The organism is Microbacterium sp. ZW3a (assembly GCF_057167165.1).
This window is the reverse complement of sequence record NZ_CM169903.1, coordinates 1,866,488-1,881,608: the sequence shown is the minus strand read 5'-3', so window position 1 is coordinate 1,881,608 and position 15,121 is coordinate 1,866,488. Positions and strand designations below refer to the sequence as shown.

The 15,121-nt window shown below is 70.5% G+C and carries 9 protein-coding genes, 1 tRNA gene and 2 pseudogenes; 8 read left to right on the top strand and 4 right to left on the bottom strand.

Features of this window, described 5'->3' with window-relative positions; genetic code table 11:
• Positions 1 to 27: 27 nt before the first annotated feature.
• A complete protein-coding gene (locus tag ACU6WY_RS08870; RefSeq protein WP_483819302.1) occupies positions 28 to 540 on the top strand; it encodes a MarR family winged helix-turn-helix transcriptional regulator in 513 nt (170 codons plus the stop codon).
• Here the strand turns inward: ACU6WY_RS08870 and ACU6WY_RS08865 are convergent.
• Together ACU6WY_RS08865 and ACU6WY_RS08860 are read right to left on the bottom strand one after the other, a co-directional pair.
• Positions 524 to 1,180, bottom strand: a complete 657-nt coding sequence (locus ACU6WY_RS08865; RefSeq protein WP_483819301.1) for a formylglycine-generating enzyme family protein — start codon at positions 1,178 to 1,180, stop codon at positions 524 to 526. The two genes, ACU6WY_RS08870 and ACU6WY_RS08865, sit on opposite strands and share 17 nt — an antisense overlap.
• Positions 1,177 to 2,085 (bottom strand): SMP-30/gluconolactonase/LRE family protein, encoded by a 909-nt coding sequence (locus tag ACU6WY_RS08860; protein WP_483819300.1) that lies wholly within the window; start codon positions 2,083 to 2,085, stop codon positions 1,177 to 1,179. The genes ACU6WY_RS08865 and ACU6WY_RS08860 overlap by 4 nt, the downstream gene beginning before the upstream one ends.
• 165 nt (positions 2,086 to 2,250) lie before the next feature.
• Here ACU6WY_RS08860 and ACU6WY_RS08855 point away from each other — a divergent pair, with 165 nt between their 5' ends.
• From ACU6WY_RS08855 to ACU6WY_RS08835, 5 genes and pseudogenes are all read left to right on the top strand, one after another.
• The gene (locus tag ACU6WY_RS08855; RefSeq protein ID WP_483819299.1) at positions 2,251 to 2,940 is read left to right on the top strand and encodes a BMP family ABC transporter substrate-binding protein; all 690 of its coding nucleotides are present in this window, start codon (positions 2,251 to 2,253) and stop codon (positions 2,938 to 2,940) included.
• 126 nt (positions 2,941 to 3,066) lie between these two features.
• Complete coding sequence (locus ACU6WY_RS08850; RefSeq protein ID WP_483819298.1) at positions 3,067 to 5,766, top strand: fibronectin type III domain-containing protein; 2,700 nt, start codon at positions 3,067 to 3,069, stop codon at positions 5,764 to 5,766.
• A 100-nt stretch (positions 5,767 to 5,866) separates the two neighbouring features.
• Positions 5,867 to 6,658 (top strand): annotated as a pseudogene (locus ACU6WY_RS08845) (hypothetical protein); the annotation flags it as partial.
• Between the two features lie 102 nt (positions 6,659 to 6,760).
• Positions 6,761 to 8,149 (top strand): annotated as a pseudogene (locus ACU6WY_RS08840) (glycoside hydrolase domain-containing protein); the annotation flags it as partial.
• A gap of 51 nt (positions 8,150 to 8,200) precedes the next feature.
• Entirely contained in the window at positions 8,201 to 10,798 is a 2,598-nt protein-coding gene (locus ACU6WY_RS08835; protein WP_483821885.1) for a carbohydrate-binding protein, read from the top strand.
• A 123-nt stretch (positions 10,799 to 10,921) separates the two neighbouring features.
• Here the strand turns inward: ACU6WY_RS08835 and ACU6WY_RS08830 are convergent.
• A tRNA-Met gene (locus tag ACU6WY_RS08830) sits at positions 10,922 to 10,995 on the bottom strand.
• Positions 10,996 to 11,205: 210 nt separating this feature from the next.
• On the opposite strand from ACU6WY_RS08830, the gene ACU6WY_RS08825 reads away from it, so the two are divergent.
• Entirely contained in the window at positions 11,206 to 12,012 is an 807-nt protein-coding gene (locus ACU6WY_RS08825; protein WP_483819297.1) for a carbon-nitrogen hydrolase family protein, read from the top strand.
• 13 nt (positions 12,013 to 12,025) lie between these two features.
• Here ACU6WY_RS08825 and ACU6WY_RS08820 read toward each other — a convergent pair whose 3' ends face one another.
• On the bottom strand, positions 12,026 to 13,231 hold the full coding sequence (locus ACU6WY_RS08820; RefSeq protein ID WP_483819296.1) for an aminotransferase class I/II-fold pyridoxal phosphate-dependent enzyme: 1,206 nt from the start codon (positions 13,229 to 13,231) through the stop codon (positions 12,026 to 12,028).
• A gap of 199 nt (positions 13,232 to 13,430) precedes the next feature.
• On the opposite strand from ACU6WY_RS08820, the gene ACU6WY_RS08815 reads away from it, so the two are divergent.
• Positions 13,431 to 15,095, top strand: a complete 1,665-nt coding sequence (locus tag ACU6WY_RS08815; RefSeq protein WP_483819295.1) for a S1C family serine protease — start codon at positions 13,431 to 13,433, stop codon at positions 15,093 to 15,095.
• The last annotated feature ends 26 nt before the right edge of the window (positions 15,096 to 15,121 follow it).

The window sequence follows — 15,121 nt, the reverse complement described above, 5'->3', positions numbered from 1 at the left end:
GCCTCCTATTTGCTAGTTTAGCTAGCGATGTCTGCCGACTATACCGAGAGCCCGACGGAGGTGTCCACTGTGCGCAACGGTGATCCGTTCTCTGGTAGGCGGCCCGGCGTCCTCAAGGCCCTCGAAGCGGTCCGGGCACTCAGCGACGCTCTCGACCGCATGAACAGCGGCATGAAGGGCGATATGGACATGAACGCCAGCGACCTGTCGACACTGCGCATGCTCATTATCCGGGAGCAGCGCGGCGAAATGGTCAGTCCGCACGACGTCGCGTCGCACCTGCGGATCTCCACCGCCTCGACGACCAAGCTCCTCGACCGCTTGGCTGCCTCGGGCCATGTCGAACGGCGTCCGCACCCCTCGGACGGCCGCGCACGCGTGGTCGTGCTCACGCAGAAATCGCGCACCGAGTTCTTCCGCCACTTCGGCGCTCACCTCCTGGCCATGCGCGATGTCGCCGACCGATACTCCGACGCGCAATTGGACACCATTGTCGACTTCATCGACGGGCTCAGCGACGCCATCAGCCCGACCGGGTGAGCGCGCCGCGCGCGACGCGCAGACCGACATCGTCGAACACCGCTCGAGGACCGGCCCCCCGTCGTGCAGACGCGCGCACCACGGCACGCGCGTCGCTCCACCCTCCGCCCCGGAACACACGCGCGTCGCCGGACTCGGGGTCGAACGGGTCCCAGCACCACTCCGAGACGTTGCCGAGCATGTCGAACAGTCCGTGAAGGTTGGGGAGTCGTCCTCCGACCTCCATCGGGCCGCGCACGCCGTCGTCCGCGGTCCAGGCGATCTCGGCGACCGGCCCGTACGTCGACCCCGTCGATCCGGCGCGGCAGGCATACTCCCACTCGTCCTCCGTCGGCAAACGGAAGCCGTCGGCCTCGGCGTCCCAATCGACGACCTCGCCGTCGTACGAATAGACCGGATCGCGGCCCTCCCACTCCGACAGCGCGTTGCAGAACCGGATCGCTCGGAGCCAGCTCACCCGCACGGCCGGTCGTCGCGGATTCTGCGCCGCGACCCCGAGCACGTCCGCCATCTGCTCCTCGGTGACCGGGTACACGGCGAGATCGAACGCCTCCACGACGATCTCCCGCCGCTCCTGTCCGCGTTGGTCGCCGCGCAGCACGCGTCCCGCCGGGATCCGCGTCATCTCCACCTCGCTCATTGCACCTCCAGCATCCACAGGTTGCCGTCGCCGGTGAGGAAGAGACGACGCTGATCGGTATCGAACGCGCAGTTGCTCACGACGTGGGGCGTCGGGATCACGCCCATCCGTGCTCCCGCGTCGTCGACGATCACGACGCCGGCTTCGCTGCTGATCCACAGCCACCCGCGCCGGTCCACCGCCAATCCGTCCGGGATGCCGGCATCCACCGTCGCGAACGTGTGAGCGGCGCCGAGGGTCTCGCCGTCCCAGGAGCAGGCGACGACGCGGGGGAGGCCGTCGGCGCGGGATTCCGCGATGTAGAGGGTCTTCTCGTCGGGGCTGAAGCCCAGGCCGTTCGGCGTATCAAGGTCGATCATGCGTTCCAGGGCGTGTCCTTCGCGCCACCGGTACACGCTCTGGTGCCCGAGCGCCGATTCAGCGGGGTACCCCTCCCGCGGGTCGGAGATGCCGTACGTCGGGTCGGTGAACCACACCGCTCCCGTGGAATCGACGACGAGGTCGTTCGGCGAGTTCAGCGGCATCCCGTCGTAGGTGTCGGCGAGCACGTGCGTTCCCCGGGCGTCGGTGCGGCTGAGGGCACGCCGACCCTGTTCGGCGTGCAGGAGGCGGCCCTCGGCATCCACCGCGTTGCCGTTGGCGAACGCCGACGGGTCGACGACGGCGACGACGCTGCCGTCTTCGTGCCAGGCGAGCGTGCGGCGGCCCACGACGTCGCTGAAGACGAGGACGTTCTCGTTCGGCCACCACACCGGCCCCTCGGCCCACGTGGCGTCGGCATAGAGGGAGAGGAGGCGGGCGTCGGGGGAGAGGACGCCGCGGAGCCGCTCGTCGAAGATGCGCGGCGGCGCGACCTCGACGGGGGCGGGCTCACGCGCGCTCTGCAGGAGGCGGCCGTCGATCATATGACCGGGCTCGTCGTCTGGGTCATGGTTCCAGTCAAGCGTGTGGCGCCGACATCGCCGGGCGGGTTGACGCGCGGTGCGGTGATCCGCTCGCGGGTCGGTGGTTTCACCCACCGGTCACCGGCGCGCCACCCGGGTCGGACACGGCGGGTGTTCACTGGCGCGGTGATCGCCGGCCCCTCCCTCCCTCGCCGACTCGCTGCCCTCGCCGTCGGGGGCGCGCTCGCCGTGATCCTCGCGGCGTGCGTCGCACCCGTCGCCGACGGTCCCGCCGCCGAGCCTGCTCCGGCGTCGTCGGCCGCCGTGGCGCCGGCCGACGAGGCGTCCCCCGCCCCCGGCCGCACGATCGAGGCGACGCCGCCCACCGACGTCGCCGCGCTGCGGGGGGTGAGAATTGCCGCCGTCATCCCCGACGACGGCCCCGCGACGCGCGTGCTGCGGGACGCCGTGCGAGGGTTCGCACAGGAGCACGGGCTCGAGGTCGAGGAGTTCGTTGCCACCGACGACGCGGCATCCCTCGAGGCGGCGTTCCGGGAGGCGGTCGCGAGCGAGCCGCACATCGTGGTCGGTCTCGGCCCGGGAGATGTAGACGTCTTCGCGTACGGGTCGTCGCAGGTGCTGGACCAGGACTTCCTGCTGTTGGGAGCGCAGCTGGCCGAGCCCACCGCCAACGTCACCGCCGTGGTGTGGGAGGGGGCGACCTCGCGCGGATCGGGCGCCCCGGCCGACGGGGAGCTCGACGATGCGGCCGTGACCGCGGCGCGCGCGGCGGAGGCGACGTCGTCGGGCCTGTCGGCCGTGATGTCGGGGGTTTCGGGGGTCGTGCTCCGCCTTCCCGGGGGAGATGCGGGGTAGGGAGCCGCCGACAGGGGCAGGCCAGGCGGCGTTCACTTCGCCGCCGACGGGAGGCCACCCGCGTTCGGGAGCGTGAGGACGGCGCGCTCGCGCGCCTCCCCACGTACTGCAGAACGGAGCATTCCCTTGCCTATTTCCGACGTGAGCGCGGACACCGTCCGCGCAGATACCGCACACAAGGCGGTACGGCGCACCGTCGCTGGAGCGGTGCTGGCCTCGATGGTCGCGGCCTCGTTCGCGGTGACCGCCCTCCCCGTCTCCGCCGCCGAAACGACCGCCGCCGCGGCGGTCACCGCGGCCGCCGAGCCCCTGCGCCTCGAGGGAGAGAAGTTCACCAGCGGGTCCAACCCCAACGGCGAAGCCCTCAAGCGCGAGTCGATCAACCTCGGCAACACCTTCAACGGCACGGTCGTGCGATGGGACGACGTGAACTTCGCCGACCGTATGGGCACGCTCACGGTGCGTGCGGCCACGCGCGACGACGCCATCGGTGCGAACCCGCGCCTGGAGATCTTCCTCGACGAGGCGGTCGCGGCCAACAAGATCGCCGACGTGACGATCCCCACGACGGGCGGCTGGGGCAACTGGCGCAACACGACCGTCGACCTGAGCTCGACCGTCACGGGAACTCACGACGTCGTCATCGTCATGCACGTCGACGACATCCCCGGCCGTCGCAACTACGTGGCCAACTTCGACTACTTCGAGTTCGGTCCCGCCGCGCCCGTCGACCTGCCCGACACCTACCTGACGAGCGACTCGCCGTGGCGGTTCTCGGACAACGGCACAGACCCGTCCGGTGACGGCACACTGTCGTGGACGACGTCGGCGTTCGACGACACCGCGTGGAAGGAGTCCACCGGTCCCTTCGGCTCCAAGCGCGGAGTCGCGGACCTGGGCAACGGCTTCGTCGCCAAGACCCTGCTGCAGTACGCGCAGACGGGCTCGGCCAACACGGTCCCGACGTACCACTTCCGTGCCGACGTGACCATCTCGGACGAGGAGCTCGAGCAGCTGGACGCGCTGCAGGCCGAGCTGCGGTACGACGATGCCGTCCGCGTGTACGTCAACGGGCAGAAGGTCGCCGGCTTCGCCGACGACCGCGTGAACGGCGCCGCGAACCAGAACCTCACCTACGCGGGCGTGAGCGCCGGTAGCCCGGTGACCAGCACGATCCGCATCCCCGCCTCGGCGCTCGTCGCCGGCGAGAACCAGATCGCCGTCGCGCTGTACCAGGACCGCGAGACCAGCAGCGACATTTTCTTCGACCTCACGAGCATCGTCCCGGTCGAGAAGCAGGTCGTGACGACCGCGAAGATCACGGACCTCCTTCTCGGCGTCGGGGCGACCGAGCAGGAGCGCACCCTCGTCTGGTACTCGAACGTCGACGTCCCCCAGGTCGCTCAGCTGGCCGAGAAGTCCGCCGTCGTGGATGGCGTCTTCCCGGCATCCGCTCAGACCTTCCCGGTCACCGCGGGTGGGGCGACCTCGAGCGGCGAGTACTTCCGCGACGCCACCCTGTCGGGCCTGAAGGAAAACACCGAGTACGCCTACCGGGTCGGCGACGAGGCGACCGGCTGGTCGCCCGTGTCCACCTTCCGCACGCGGGGCTTCGACGGCAACTTCGACTTCCTCTTCTTCGGCGACCCGCAGGTCGGCGCCTCGGGCAACCTCGCGAACGACGAGGCGGGCTGGATCGACACCCTCAACGTCGCGTCGCAGACCTACCCGGATGCCGAGATGCTCTTCTCCGCGGGAGACCAGGTCGAGAGCGCCGGCAACGAGAACGAGTACACCTCGGTGCTCAAGCCCGAGCAGATGCGCAGCATCCCGTTCGTCGCGACCAACGGCAACCACGACGTGGGGTCGAAGGCGTACGAGCAGCACTACAACGTGCCGAACGAGGACCTCACGGCGGGAGCCGCCACCAGCGGTTCGTCGTCGGGGGGTGACTACTGGTTCATCTACAAGGACGTGCTCTTCCTCAACCTGAACTCCAACAGCCGCGACTACGCCTCGCACAACGCGTGGCTCGACAAGGTCGTAGCGGAGCAGGGTGACAAGGTCTCGTGGAAGGTGCTCGCGTTCCACCACTCGATCTACTCGACGGCCATCCACGCGACGGACGGCGACATCATCGACCGTCGCAACGCGATGCCCCAGCAGATCTCGAAGCTCGGGATCGACCTCGTCCTGATGGGCCACGACCACCAGTACACGCGCAGCTACCTGATCAAGGACGGCAAGCTGGCCGACCCGGCGGAGCAGGAGGCGGCCGAGGAGGTCGTCGCCGAGCCCGGCGAGGTGCTCTATGTCACGGCCAACTCGGCGAGCGGCTCGAAGTACTACAACTACAACACCAACATCGACAAGTGGTGGTCCTCGGTGTGGAACCAGGAGCGCGTGCGCAACTACTCGGCGGTCGAGGTGACCGACGAGTCGATCACGATCCGCACCCTGCGCAGCCAGGCCAACGGTGCCGCCAACCCGGTGAACAGCGTCGTCGACGAGGTCGTGCTCCGCAAGGCGGATGCCGCGGCCGATCTCGACGTCACGGCGTCGGCGTCCACGCGCGCCATCGGTGGCAAGCAGTACGTCACGGCCACCGTGACCAACAACGAGGCCGTGCCGGTCGACGTCGTCGTCACGACGCCCTACGGGACGAAGTCGTTCGCGGCCGTCAAGCCCGGCGCGTCGGTGAGCGTAGCGATGAACTCGCGCCTGCGGTCCCTCCCCGCCGGTGAGATCACCGCGCAGGTCACCGCAACGGTGGGCGACGAGACGGTCACCGTCACGAAGTCGGCCTCCTACCCGGCAGCGGGCTGACGCCTCTGCCCTCCGGCTCCCGCGGCGCAGGCCCCGTTCTGCGCCGCGGGAGCACCCCGGCGTTCCTGATCGAGCCCCTACACCTGGAGAATTCCCGCCCATGTCTCTCCCCTCTGCCTCCCTGCGGTTCCTCGCCGCGGGCACGGCCATTGCGCTTCTGAGCGCCGGCCTGCCGCTCAGCGCGGCGGCCGCCGAACCGGTCGCCGTTCGGCCGGCCGCGGCCTCCGCGCCCGTCGACCGCACCGCGTCCGTGAACCCGTTCGTCTCGACCGAAGACGACTTCGGACAAGATCTCGTGGGCGCCGAGGCCCCGAACTCGCTCGTGAAGATCAACCCCCTGACGGTCTCGGGTCGCTCGCACAGCGGGTACGACTACGCCGAGGATCAGATCGCGGGCTTCACGCACACCAATCTGAACGGTGTCGGCGGCTCCGGTGCGGGCGGTGACCTGCTGGTCGTCCCGACCTACGAGCGCTACACCGCTCGCCCCGGGACGGGCTCGTACGCCAAGGACTTCACCCACGCCACCGAGGATGCCGAGCCCGGCTACTACGGCGTCGACCTGGGCGTCGCCGGCGGGGCGATCCGCGCCGAGGCGACGACCGATGTGCGTACCGGTCAGGACCGCTTCACGTTCCCCCAGGCGGGTACGGCGTCGCTCGTGCTCGACCTGCGCAACAACTTCACGAGCCGCCGCGGCGCGACGCTCGACTACGCGACGCTTCCGGACGGCCGCGTCGCGCTCTCGGGCGCGTTCACCGGCCATTTCAACGGCTACGACTACACGATGTACTACCACGTGGAGTCCACCGCGGCCGCCGCCAGCACGCGCACGTGGGGCGGTAACGGGGCACTCTCGGGGACCGCGCACCAGGAGGGCACCGACATCGGTGCCGTCGTCGAGTTCGACGTCGCGGCGGGCGCGCAGGTGGGCCTGAAGGTCGCGGTGTCGCCGATCAGTGTCGCGCAGGCCAAGATCGACCTGGCCGCCGAGATGGGGGAGCGCTCCTTCGAGCAGGTCCGTACCGACACGAAGGCCGCGTGGAACGCCCTTCTCGGCCGTCTCGACGTGACGTCGTCGGCCACGAGCGACCCGACGGGGGAGCTCACGACCCTCTTCTACACGCACCTGTACCGCATGTTCGGCTCGCCGGTGAACGCGACGAGCACGAGCGGTACCTACCGGGGTCTGGACGGGCAGGTGCACACCGCCGACGGCTACACCCACTACGACGGCTGGGGGTTCTGGGACGACTTCCGCAAGTACGAGGTGCTCGCCATCGGCTACCCCGAGGTCTTCCGCGACCAGGCGCAGTCGATCGTCGACCTCTACGCGACGTTCGCGTCGACGGGACGCGGATCGCTGTCGAACGTGACCCATTCCGTGCCCACCGTGCGTTTCGAGCGCGCGGCCGTGGTCGTGGCCGACGCGATCGCGAAGGGGGCGCAGCTGCGCGGCCTGTCGCAGGCGTGGCCGGCGCTGGTGTCGCAGTCGGCGGGCGGGTATGCCAACGCCGACAACGTGCGCCGCGGGTACATCGCGAACGAGGTCGACGACACGCTCGGAACCGCCTATGACGACTGGGCCATGGCGACGATCGCCGAGGAGCTGGGCAAGACGCAGGAGGCCGCCGACTACCGGCTGCGCGCCGCGAACTGGACGAACATCTTCAAGCCGGATGCCGTCACCCTGGCGGATGGCACCCGGACGGGCCTCATCTTCCCCAAGAACGGCAACGGGGCGTGGAACGACGCTGACCCCGAGCGGTTCGAAGCGGGCAACGTCTACCAGGGCACCCTGTGGCAGTACCACTGGTACGCCGCGAACGACATGGGCGGTCTCATCCAGAAGATGGGCGGCGAGGAGACGACCCGTAAGGCCCTGAGCTTCATGTTCGGCGAGCACGCGCCCGACGACGGTCGCCGGATGCTGCACGCCAACGCGAACGAGATCGACCTGCAGGCGCCGTATCTGTTCAACTACGTCGGTGCGCCCTCGCGTACGCAGGAGTGGGTGCGCGACATCTACACCAAGCAGACGTGGAACCGGTACATCGCCACGGGCAGCACCCACGAGTACCCCTCGGGCGGCGGGGAGTTCACGCCTCCGGTGAAGACCCAGGTGTACAAGAACAGTCCGCAGGGGTTCCTCCCGACGATGGACAACGACACCGGCACCATGTCGTCGATGTTCGTCTCGGCCGCACTGGGGCTGTTCCCGGTGCTCGCCGGCTCGGACGAGTACCAGATCGGGACGCCGTTCTTCGAGAACGTGCGGATCGCCTACGAGTCCGGTCGCACGTTCGACATCTCGGCCGACGGCGTCTCGCCCGACGACTACTTCATCCAGTCGGCGACGCTCAACGGCCAGAACTTTGACCGCACATGGGTCACGTACGACCAGCTCACCGCGGGCGGCGAGCTGTCGTTCCGCATGGGCGACACGGCCTCGACGTGGGCCGCCGACTCGGTGGCCTCGTCGTCGCTCAGCGACGAGCTCCCGAGCTCGCGCTACGACCCGATCAGCGCCATCGCGGTGTCGTCGCGTCTGTTCACCGAGGCGGGGGCCGGAGACGGATCGATCGGCAACTCGATCGACCTGACCCTCGCCAACGGCACGTTCGCCGGCGCGAACGGCGCCGACCTGTCGGCATCCATCACCGCCCAGAACGTCCCCGCGGGGCTCGCGCTGAAGGCGGTGCGCACCGGGTCGCGCAGCGTCACGCTGTCTCTGACCGGAAGGGCCACCGCGTCGTCTCCGATGGACAGCATCGACGATCTCGTCGTGACCGTCGCGAACGGCGCGTTCTCCCGTCAGCCGTCGACCGGAACGCGCGAGTTCACGGTCAAGGTCGCCTTCCAGGGGGCGAGCATCGCGATCGATACTCCGCGCCTGGCGGCGGCGCCCGACGGTGCGGTGGACGCCACGGCGACGCTGTCGCTGCGCGGAGCGACCTTCGCAGGTTCCGCCGGTCGCGACCTGGTCGCGGACCGCGCACTCACCCTGCCGGGACTTCCCTCGGGCGTGACCGTGTCCGTCGTACGAACGGCGGCCGACACGGCGACCCTGCGGTTGAGGGGGTCGATGGGCCCGGTGCAGCGTGCGGCCTTCACGCTCGACTTCTCCGACGCGGCGTTCGCGGGAACGCCCGCGACAAGCGTGCGCGGTGACGGGGTTTCGGGTCTCGGCACGCTCGTGCTCGAGCGCGACCCGCAGTGGCGCGACAAGCTCGCCGCGGTCGTCGCCGACGCCGATCTGGTGGTCCGCGGTGCCTACTCGGCGGCCTCGTTCGCCGCGTTCACCGGCGCCCGCACGACCGCCCGCGACGTTCTCGCCGACGCCGCCGCCAGCGGTGACGCGCTGGAGTCGGCACTCGCCGGACTCACGCGGGCGATCGAGGGCCTCCGCATCGTCGAGACGGCGTATCGCGTGTTCCAGGCCGAGGACTTCGAAGCCTCCTCGGGCGGACGCCTCGGCACCGAATCCGGCACCGACTCCAGTGGCGCGCCGTTCGGCGCCGTGAACGGCACCCAGGCGGGCGCCTGGATCGCGTTCGACGGTGTCGACTTCGCCGGCGTCGAGCCGCTGCGCGTGCGGATGCGCTACTCGAACCACCCCAGCGACAGCGCCACGGGCGAGTTCATCGAGGTGCGCGTGGGAGCCGTCGACGGTCCCGTCGCCGCCCGGGTGGAAGTTGCCCCCACGGGATCGTGGGGCACGTACACGACCGTCGAGGCGGCCATCGCCGACCCGAGCGTGCTGTCGGGGTCGAACCGCCTCTACGCCGTATTCGGCGGAACGCCCGACACGACGCAGCCGAACTCGTGGGTCGTGAACGTCGACTGGTTCCAGTTCCTCCCCACGGCCGACGACGCGGAGCAACCGGCCGCGCCCGTGCGGGTCGAGGCGGAGACCTACGACGCCGACAACGGCAACGGCCTGAAGAAGGAGGGCGGAGCGGCACCGGCGGGCAACGTCGGCGGCACCTGGGACGGCGGTCAGCTGACCTACACGGCTCGCGACCTGGGCGCGGCGCCCCTCACGCACGTCACGGTGAACGCCTCGACGCGCGACGAGCGGGTCGGCAACAACAGCCGCCTCGAGTTCTACCTCGACGAGGTGACCGACGCGGCGAAGGTCGGAACCGTGTTGCTGCCGAAGACCGGCGCGTGGGGCACCTATGTCGCGACGACGGCGAAGCTCGACACCCCGGTCTCGGGAGCGCACACGCTCCTCGTCGTGATGCGGACGGATGCCGTCGTCGGTCAGGAATTCAACTACGTCGCCAACCTGCAGTGGTTCGAGTTCGGTACCGCGCCGCAGGACGGTCCCGAGGTCGACCTCACGGCGCTGGAGGCGGCCATCGCCGAGGGGAACGCGCTCGCCGCCGACGAAGACCGGTACGTTTCGATCGACTTCGCGGTGTTCCGTGCCGCGCTCGACGAAGCGACGCGAGTCGCCGCTGCCGCCGATGTCACCCAGGATGCCGCGGACGAGGCGCAGCGCGTCCTCGCCCTCGCGACCGCGCAGCTCGAGTACGCGGTGGTCCGGCAGCTGCCGGCTCTCATCGCGCGGGCGGAGGCGATCGATCCGACCGCCCACGCGCCCGAGCGCGTCACGGCGGTGAACGACGCCCTGGCGGTCGCCCGCGCCGTTCCCGCCGACGCCGCGTACGAGCAGTTCGCCGCCGCCGTCGAGGCGCTGACGTCGGCGCTGGACGCGCTGTCCGAGCCCGCGCCCGCTCCCTCCCTCGACGTCGCGGTGTCGACCTCGACCCGGGTGCTCGCCGGAAAGCAGTACCTCACCGTCGCCGTGACGAACGGCGACGAGGTGCCGGTGGATGTCACGATCACCACGCCCTACGGCACGAAGCGTTTCACGGCGGTCAAGCCCGGGGCCGTGGCGAGCGCGTCGATGAACTCCCGACTGTCGGCGATGCCGGCGGGGGAGGTCACCGTCGAGGCGACCGGCGTGGTCGACGGCAAGACGGTCACGGTGCGCACGATCACGGCCTATCCCGCCGCGGGCTGACGCTCGAAACGGCCGGGTCTCGTCGCCTCCGCGACGGGGCCCGGTCGCTCGTGGGGGCGGTCGCGCGCGAGTGCTCCGGACATGACGAAGGCCCCGGATCAGATGATCCGGGGCCTTCTTTTGTTGCGGGGACAGGATTTGAACCTGCGACCTCTGGGTTATGAGCCCAGCGAGCTACCGAACTGCTCCACCCCGCGGCACAAGAGATAAACCTAGCATGGGTTTTGGTGCGTGTCTAATCGGCGTCGATTCCGGTCCTCAGGGCGGGCCGAAATGCGGGGATGCCGCCCCCACCGACGATGCCCGCGTGGCCCTCCCTCCGAGGTCGTGCGGATCGCCGTGATCCTCGTACTGTGGGTCGTGGGCCCGGCGATCTTGCGCGGGGTCGGCGGCGAGAAGGAGCGCGGATGACGCACGAGAGCATGGGCGTGGCGGTGGCGCAGTTCGCCCCGTCGGCTTCGAAGGAGGGGAACCTCGACGCCATCGACGGCCTGGCGCGGACGGCCGCCGCCCGCGGCGCGCGCGTGGTGGTGTTCCCCGAGTACTCGAGTTACTTCGTCGACCCGTTCGACACGTCGCTCGCCGAGAACGCCGAAGACCTCGACGGTCCCTTCGTCGCGGCCCTGGGCGCGCTCGCTGCCGAGCTCGACGTCGTGCTGGTCGCGGGACTCGTGGAGCGGGCCGACGACGGTCGGCGCGTGCGCAACGCGGTCGTGGCCGTCGGGGGCGATGGCATCCGGGCCGTGTACCGCAAGCTGCACCTGTACGACGCGTTCGGGCAGCGCGAGTCCGACTGGGTGGCACCGGGCGAGATCGCCCCGCCCGAGACGTTCGAGGCCGACGGTCTGCGCTTCGGGCTCATGACCTGTTACGACCTGCGTTTCCCCGAGGTCGCGCGTACCCTCGCCGACGCCCGCGTCGACGTTGCGCTCGTGCCGGCGGAGTGGGTGCGCGGTCCGCTCAAGGAGGACCACTGGCAGACGCTCCTGCGGGCCCGCGCGATCGAGAACACGTTCTTCGTCGCCGGCGCCGATCACCCGCCGCCCATCGGCGTGGGGCACTCGATGGTCATCGATCCGCAGGGTGTGCCGCTGGCCACCATCGGCACGGCCACCGATGTCGCCGTCGCTCATCTCGACCCGGGCATGATCGACCGGGTGCGGCGCGTGAACCCGGCGCTCGAGCTGCGCCGCTTCCGCGTCACCCCGCGCTGAGGGGGTCCGCGCTCTAGGCCCGCGAGAGGGAGGCGAGGCGCTCGGCCGCCTCGGCCAGCACCTCGACCTTCTTACACGCGGCGAACCGCACGAGCGTGGCGTAGTCCGCCCGGTGCTCGGGCGACACGAACGCGGTGAGCGGGATGCCGACGACCCCGGCGCGGGCGGGCAGCTCGCGGCAGAACGCATCGGCGTCGGTGGCGCCGAGCGGGGCGGCATCCACCACCGTGAAGTACGAGCCGCCGGGGTTCCCCACCTCGAAGCCCGCCTCGCGCAGGCCCGTGCCGAGGAGGTGCGCCTTGGCCTTCATCTCGGCCGCGACCGACGCGAAGAACGCGTCGGGAAGACGCAGGCCCGCCGCGATCGCCGGCTGGAACGGGGAGCCGCCGACGTACGTCAGGAACTGCTTCACCGTCAGCACCGCCGACACCAGCTCGGCGGGGCCGGTCACCCAGCCGGTCTTCCAGCCGGTGAGCGAGAAGGTCTTGCCCGCCGACGAGATCGACAGGGTCCGCTCGGCCGCACCGGGGAGCGTCGCGATCGGCACGTGCGGGCCGTCGAACACGAGGTGCTCGTAGACCTCGTCGGTGACGATGATCGCGTCGTGGCGGTGGGCCAGGCGAACGACCTCGTCGAGCACCTCGCGAGAGAAGACGGTGCCGGTGGGGTTGTGCGGGTCGTTGATCAGGATGACGCGGGTGCGGTCCGACACCGCGGATGCCAGCGCCTCGAGGTCGGGTTGGAAGTCGGGCCAACGCAGGGGCACGGGCACGAGCCGGGCTCCGGCCAGTGCGACGCACGCGGCGTAGGAGTCGTAGTACGGCTCGAAGACGACGACCTCGTCGTCGGGGCCGTCGATGAGCGCGAGCAGCGTCGCGGAGAGGGCTTCGGTCGCCCCCACCGTGACCAGCACCTCGCGGGCGGGGTCGAGCTCTCGACCGTAGAACCGCTGCTGGTGTTCGGCGATCGCGGCGAGCAGGTCGGGGAATCCGCGCCCGGGCGCGTACTGGTTGAGGCCGTCGGCGATCGCGCGACGCGCGGCCTCGAGCACGACCTCGGGGCCGTCTTCGTCGGGGAACCCCTGACCGAGGTTGAGCGCCCCCGTGGAGGCGGCCAGCGCCGTCATCTCGGCGAAGATCGTGGGAACCGAGGTGCCGTCGGGGGCGATGAGGCCGGCGCCGAGAGCGGTGCGGCGCCAGGCGCCGGGAAGGTCGAGCATGAGCGGAAACCTTGGGGAGAGGGGACGCTGAGCGCCCGGGGCGAAAACCCTCTCACCGTAGCCGAGCGTTCACGGGGCGGGATCGACTGTGACCTCGCATTCCGTTCCTGTCAGACCCATAGACCTGACTCACCCCTGTCATAGGAAGAACACAGCATGCGGGTTCATCGTTGATCTCGCCTGGAAGAAGGAGCATCCCATGAGCGACACCACGGACGACCGTCCCGAGGGTACCGACCCCCGCACCACCGACGCGGCCGCGCAGGGCGCGGTTCCCGCGTCGCCCCAGAACGACCCCGCCGACCGCACGCCCGACGCGGCGCCCGCCGACGCGAGCACCGCGGCGACCCCGGCCGCCGAGGCCACGCCCACCACGGCGAGCCCCGCGGTCCCGCCGCTGCCGACGCGTTCACCGGTCGACGCCGCAGCGTCGTGGCCCCCGCCCGCCGCCGGCTCCGGCGCCCCCGCCGGCGCCGCCGCGCAGGCCCCCGCGACCCCGCACATCGGAACGCCGCAGCACCCGGCCCCGCAGGCGCAGGGGTACGCCGCGGCGCCCTCGGGAGCCACCGCGCCCACCGGTCAGGCCTTCGGGCCCGCCGCGGAGAGCGCGTACGGCACGCAGCCGACCCTCGCCCTCCCCGATGCCGAGACGCCGGCCGGCCCCCGCAAGAAGAGCTCGGCGCCGAAGATCGCCGCGCTCCTGGTCGCGGCCGCCCTCGTCGGCGGCGGCGCCGGCCTCGGCGGCACCTACGCCGGTCTGAGCATGTGGGGCGGCTCCGAGAACACGGCGGTCTCGGGCCCGACGGCGGTCACCGTGAACAACCCCGATGACGTCAACGACACCGCCGCGGTGGCGGCCAAGGTCGTGCCGAGCGTCGTGACGATCAGCGCTCGCGGATCCTCCGGAGCCGGGAGCGGCTCGGGCGTCATCCTCAACGAAGACGGCTACGTGCTCACCAACACCCACGTGGTGACCCTCGACGGGCAGACCGGAGACGCCCAGCTGTCGGTGACCACCTCCGACGGACGCGTGTTCGCCGCGACCCTCGTCGGCACCGACCCCACGTACGACCTCGCCGTGATCAAGCTCGAGGACGCCACGAAGCTGACCCCCATCGAGTGGGCCGACTCGAGCAAGCTCAACGTCGGCGACAACACCGTTGCGGTCGGAGCCCCGCTGGGCCTGCCCAACACCGTGACCACCGGCATCGTCAGCGCCCTGAACCGCTCGATCCAGGTCGCCTCCGCCGCCGCCCCGAAGGACGGGAGCGAGACCGACCCGGGCGACTCGTCCGGCGAGAGCCCGTTCTTCTTCGACTTCGGCCAGGGCGAGCAGAACACCCAGCCCAAGCAGACGATCAAGATCGCCGTCATCCAGACGGATGCCGCGATCAACCCGGGTAACTCCGGCGGTGCCCTGGTCGACGACGAGGGCAAGCTGATCGGCATCAACGTGGCGATCGCGAATGCCGGTCGGTCCACGACAGGCGGGCAGTCCGGCAACATCGGCGTGGGCTTCTCGATCCCGTCCGACATCGCCAAGCGCGTCTCGCAGGAGATCATCGACTCCGGCGCGGCGACGCACGGTCTGCTCGGTGCGAGTGTGCAGGATGCCGTCGCGATCCAGGGCGCCACGACCACCGGTGCCTACGTCGCCGACGTCACCGCCGGCGGAGCCGCACAGGCGGGCGGGCTGCGCAAGGGTGACGTCATCACCCAGTTCAACGGCATCCCGATCACGAACTCCGTCGACCTCACCGCCCAGGTGCGCGCGCTTGCCGCGGGCGCGGAGGCGAAGGTGACCTACCTGCGCGACGGCTCCGAGAAGACCGTCGAGGTGACGCTCGGCACGATGCAGAGCTGACCCCGCTCAGAAAGACGCCACCCCGC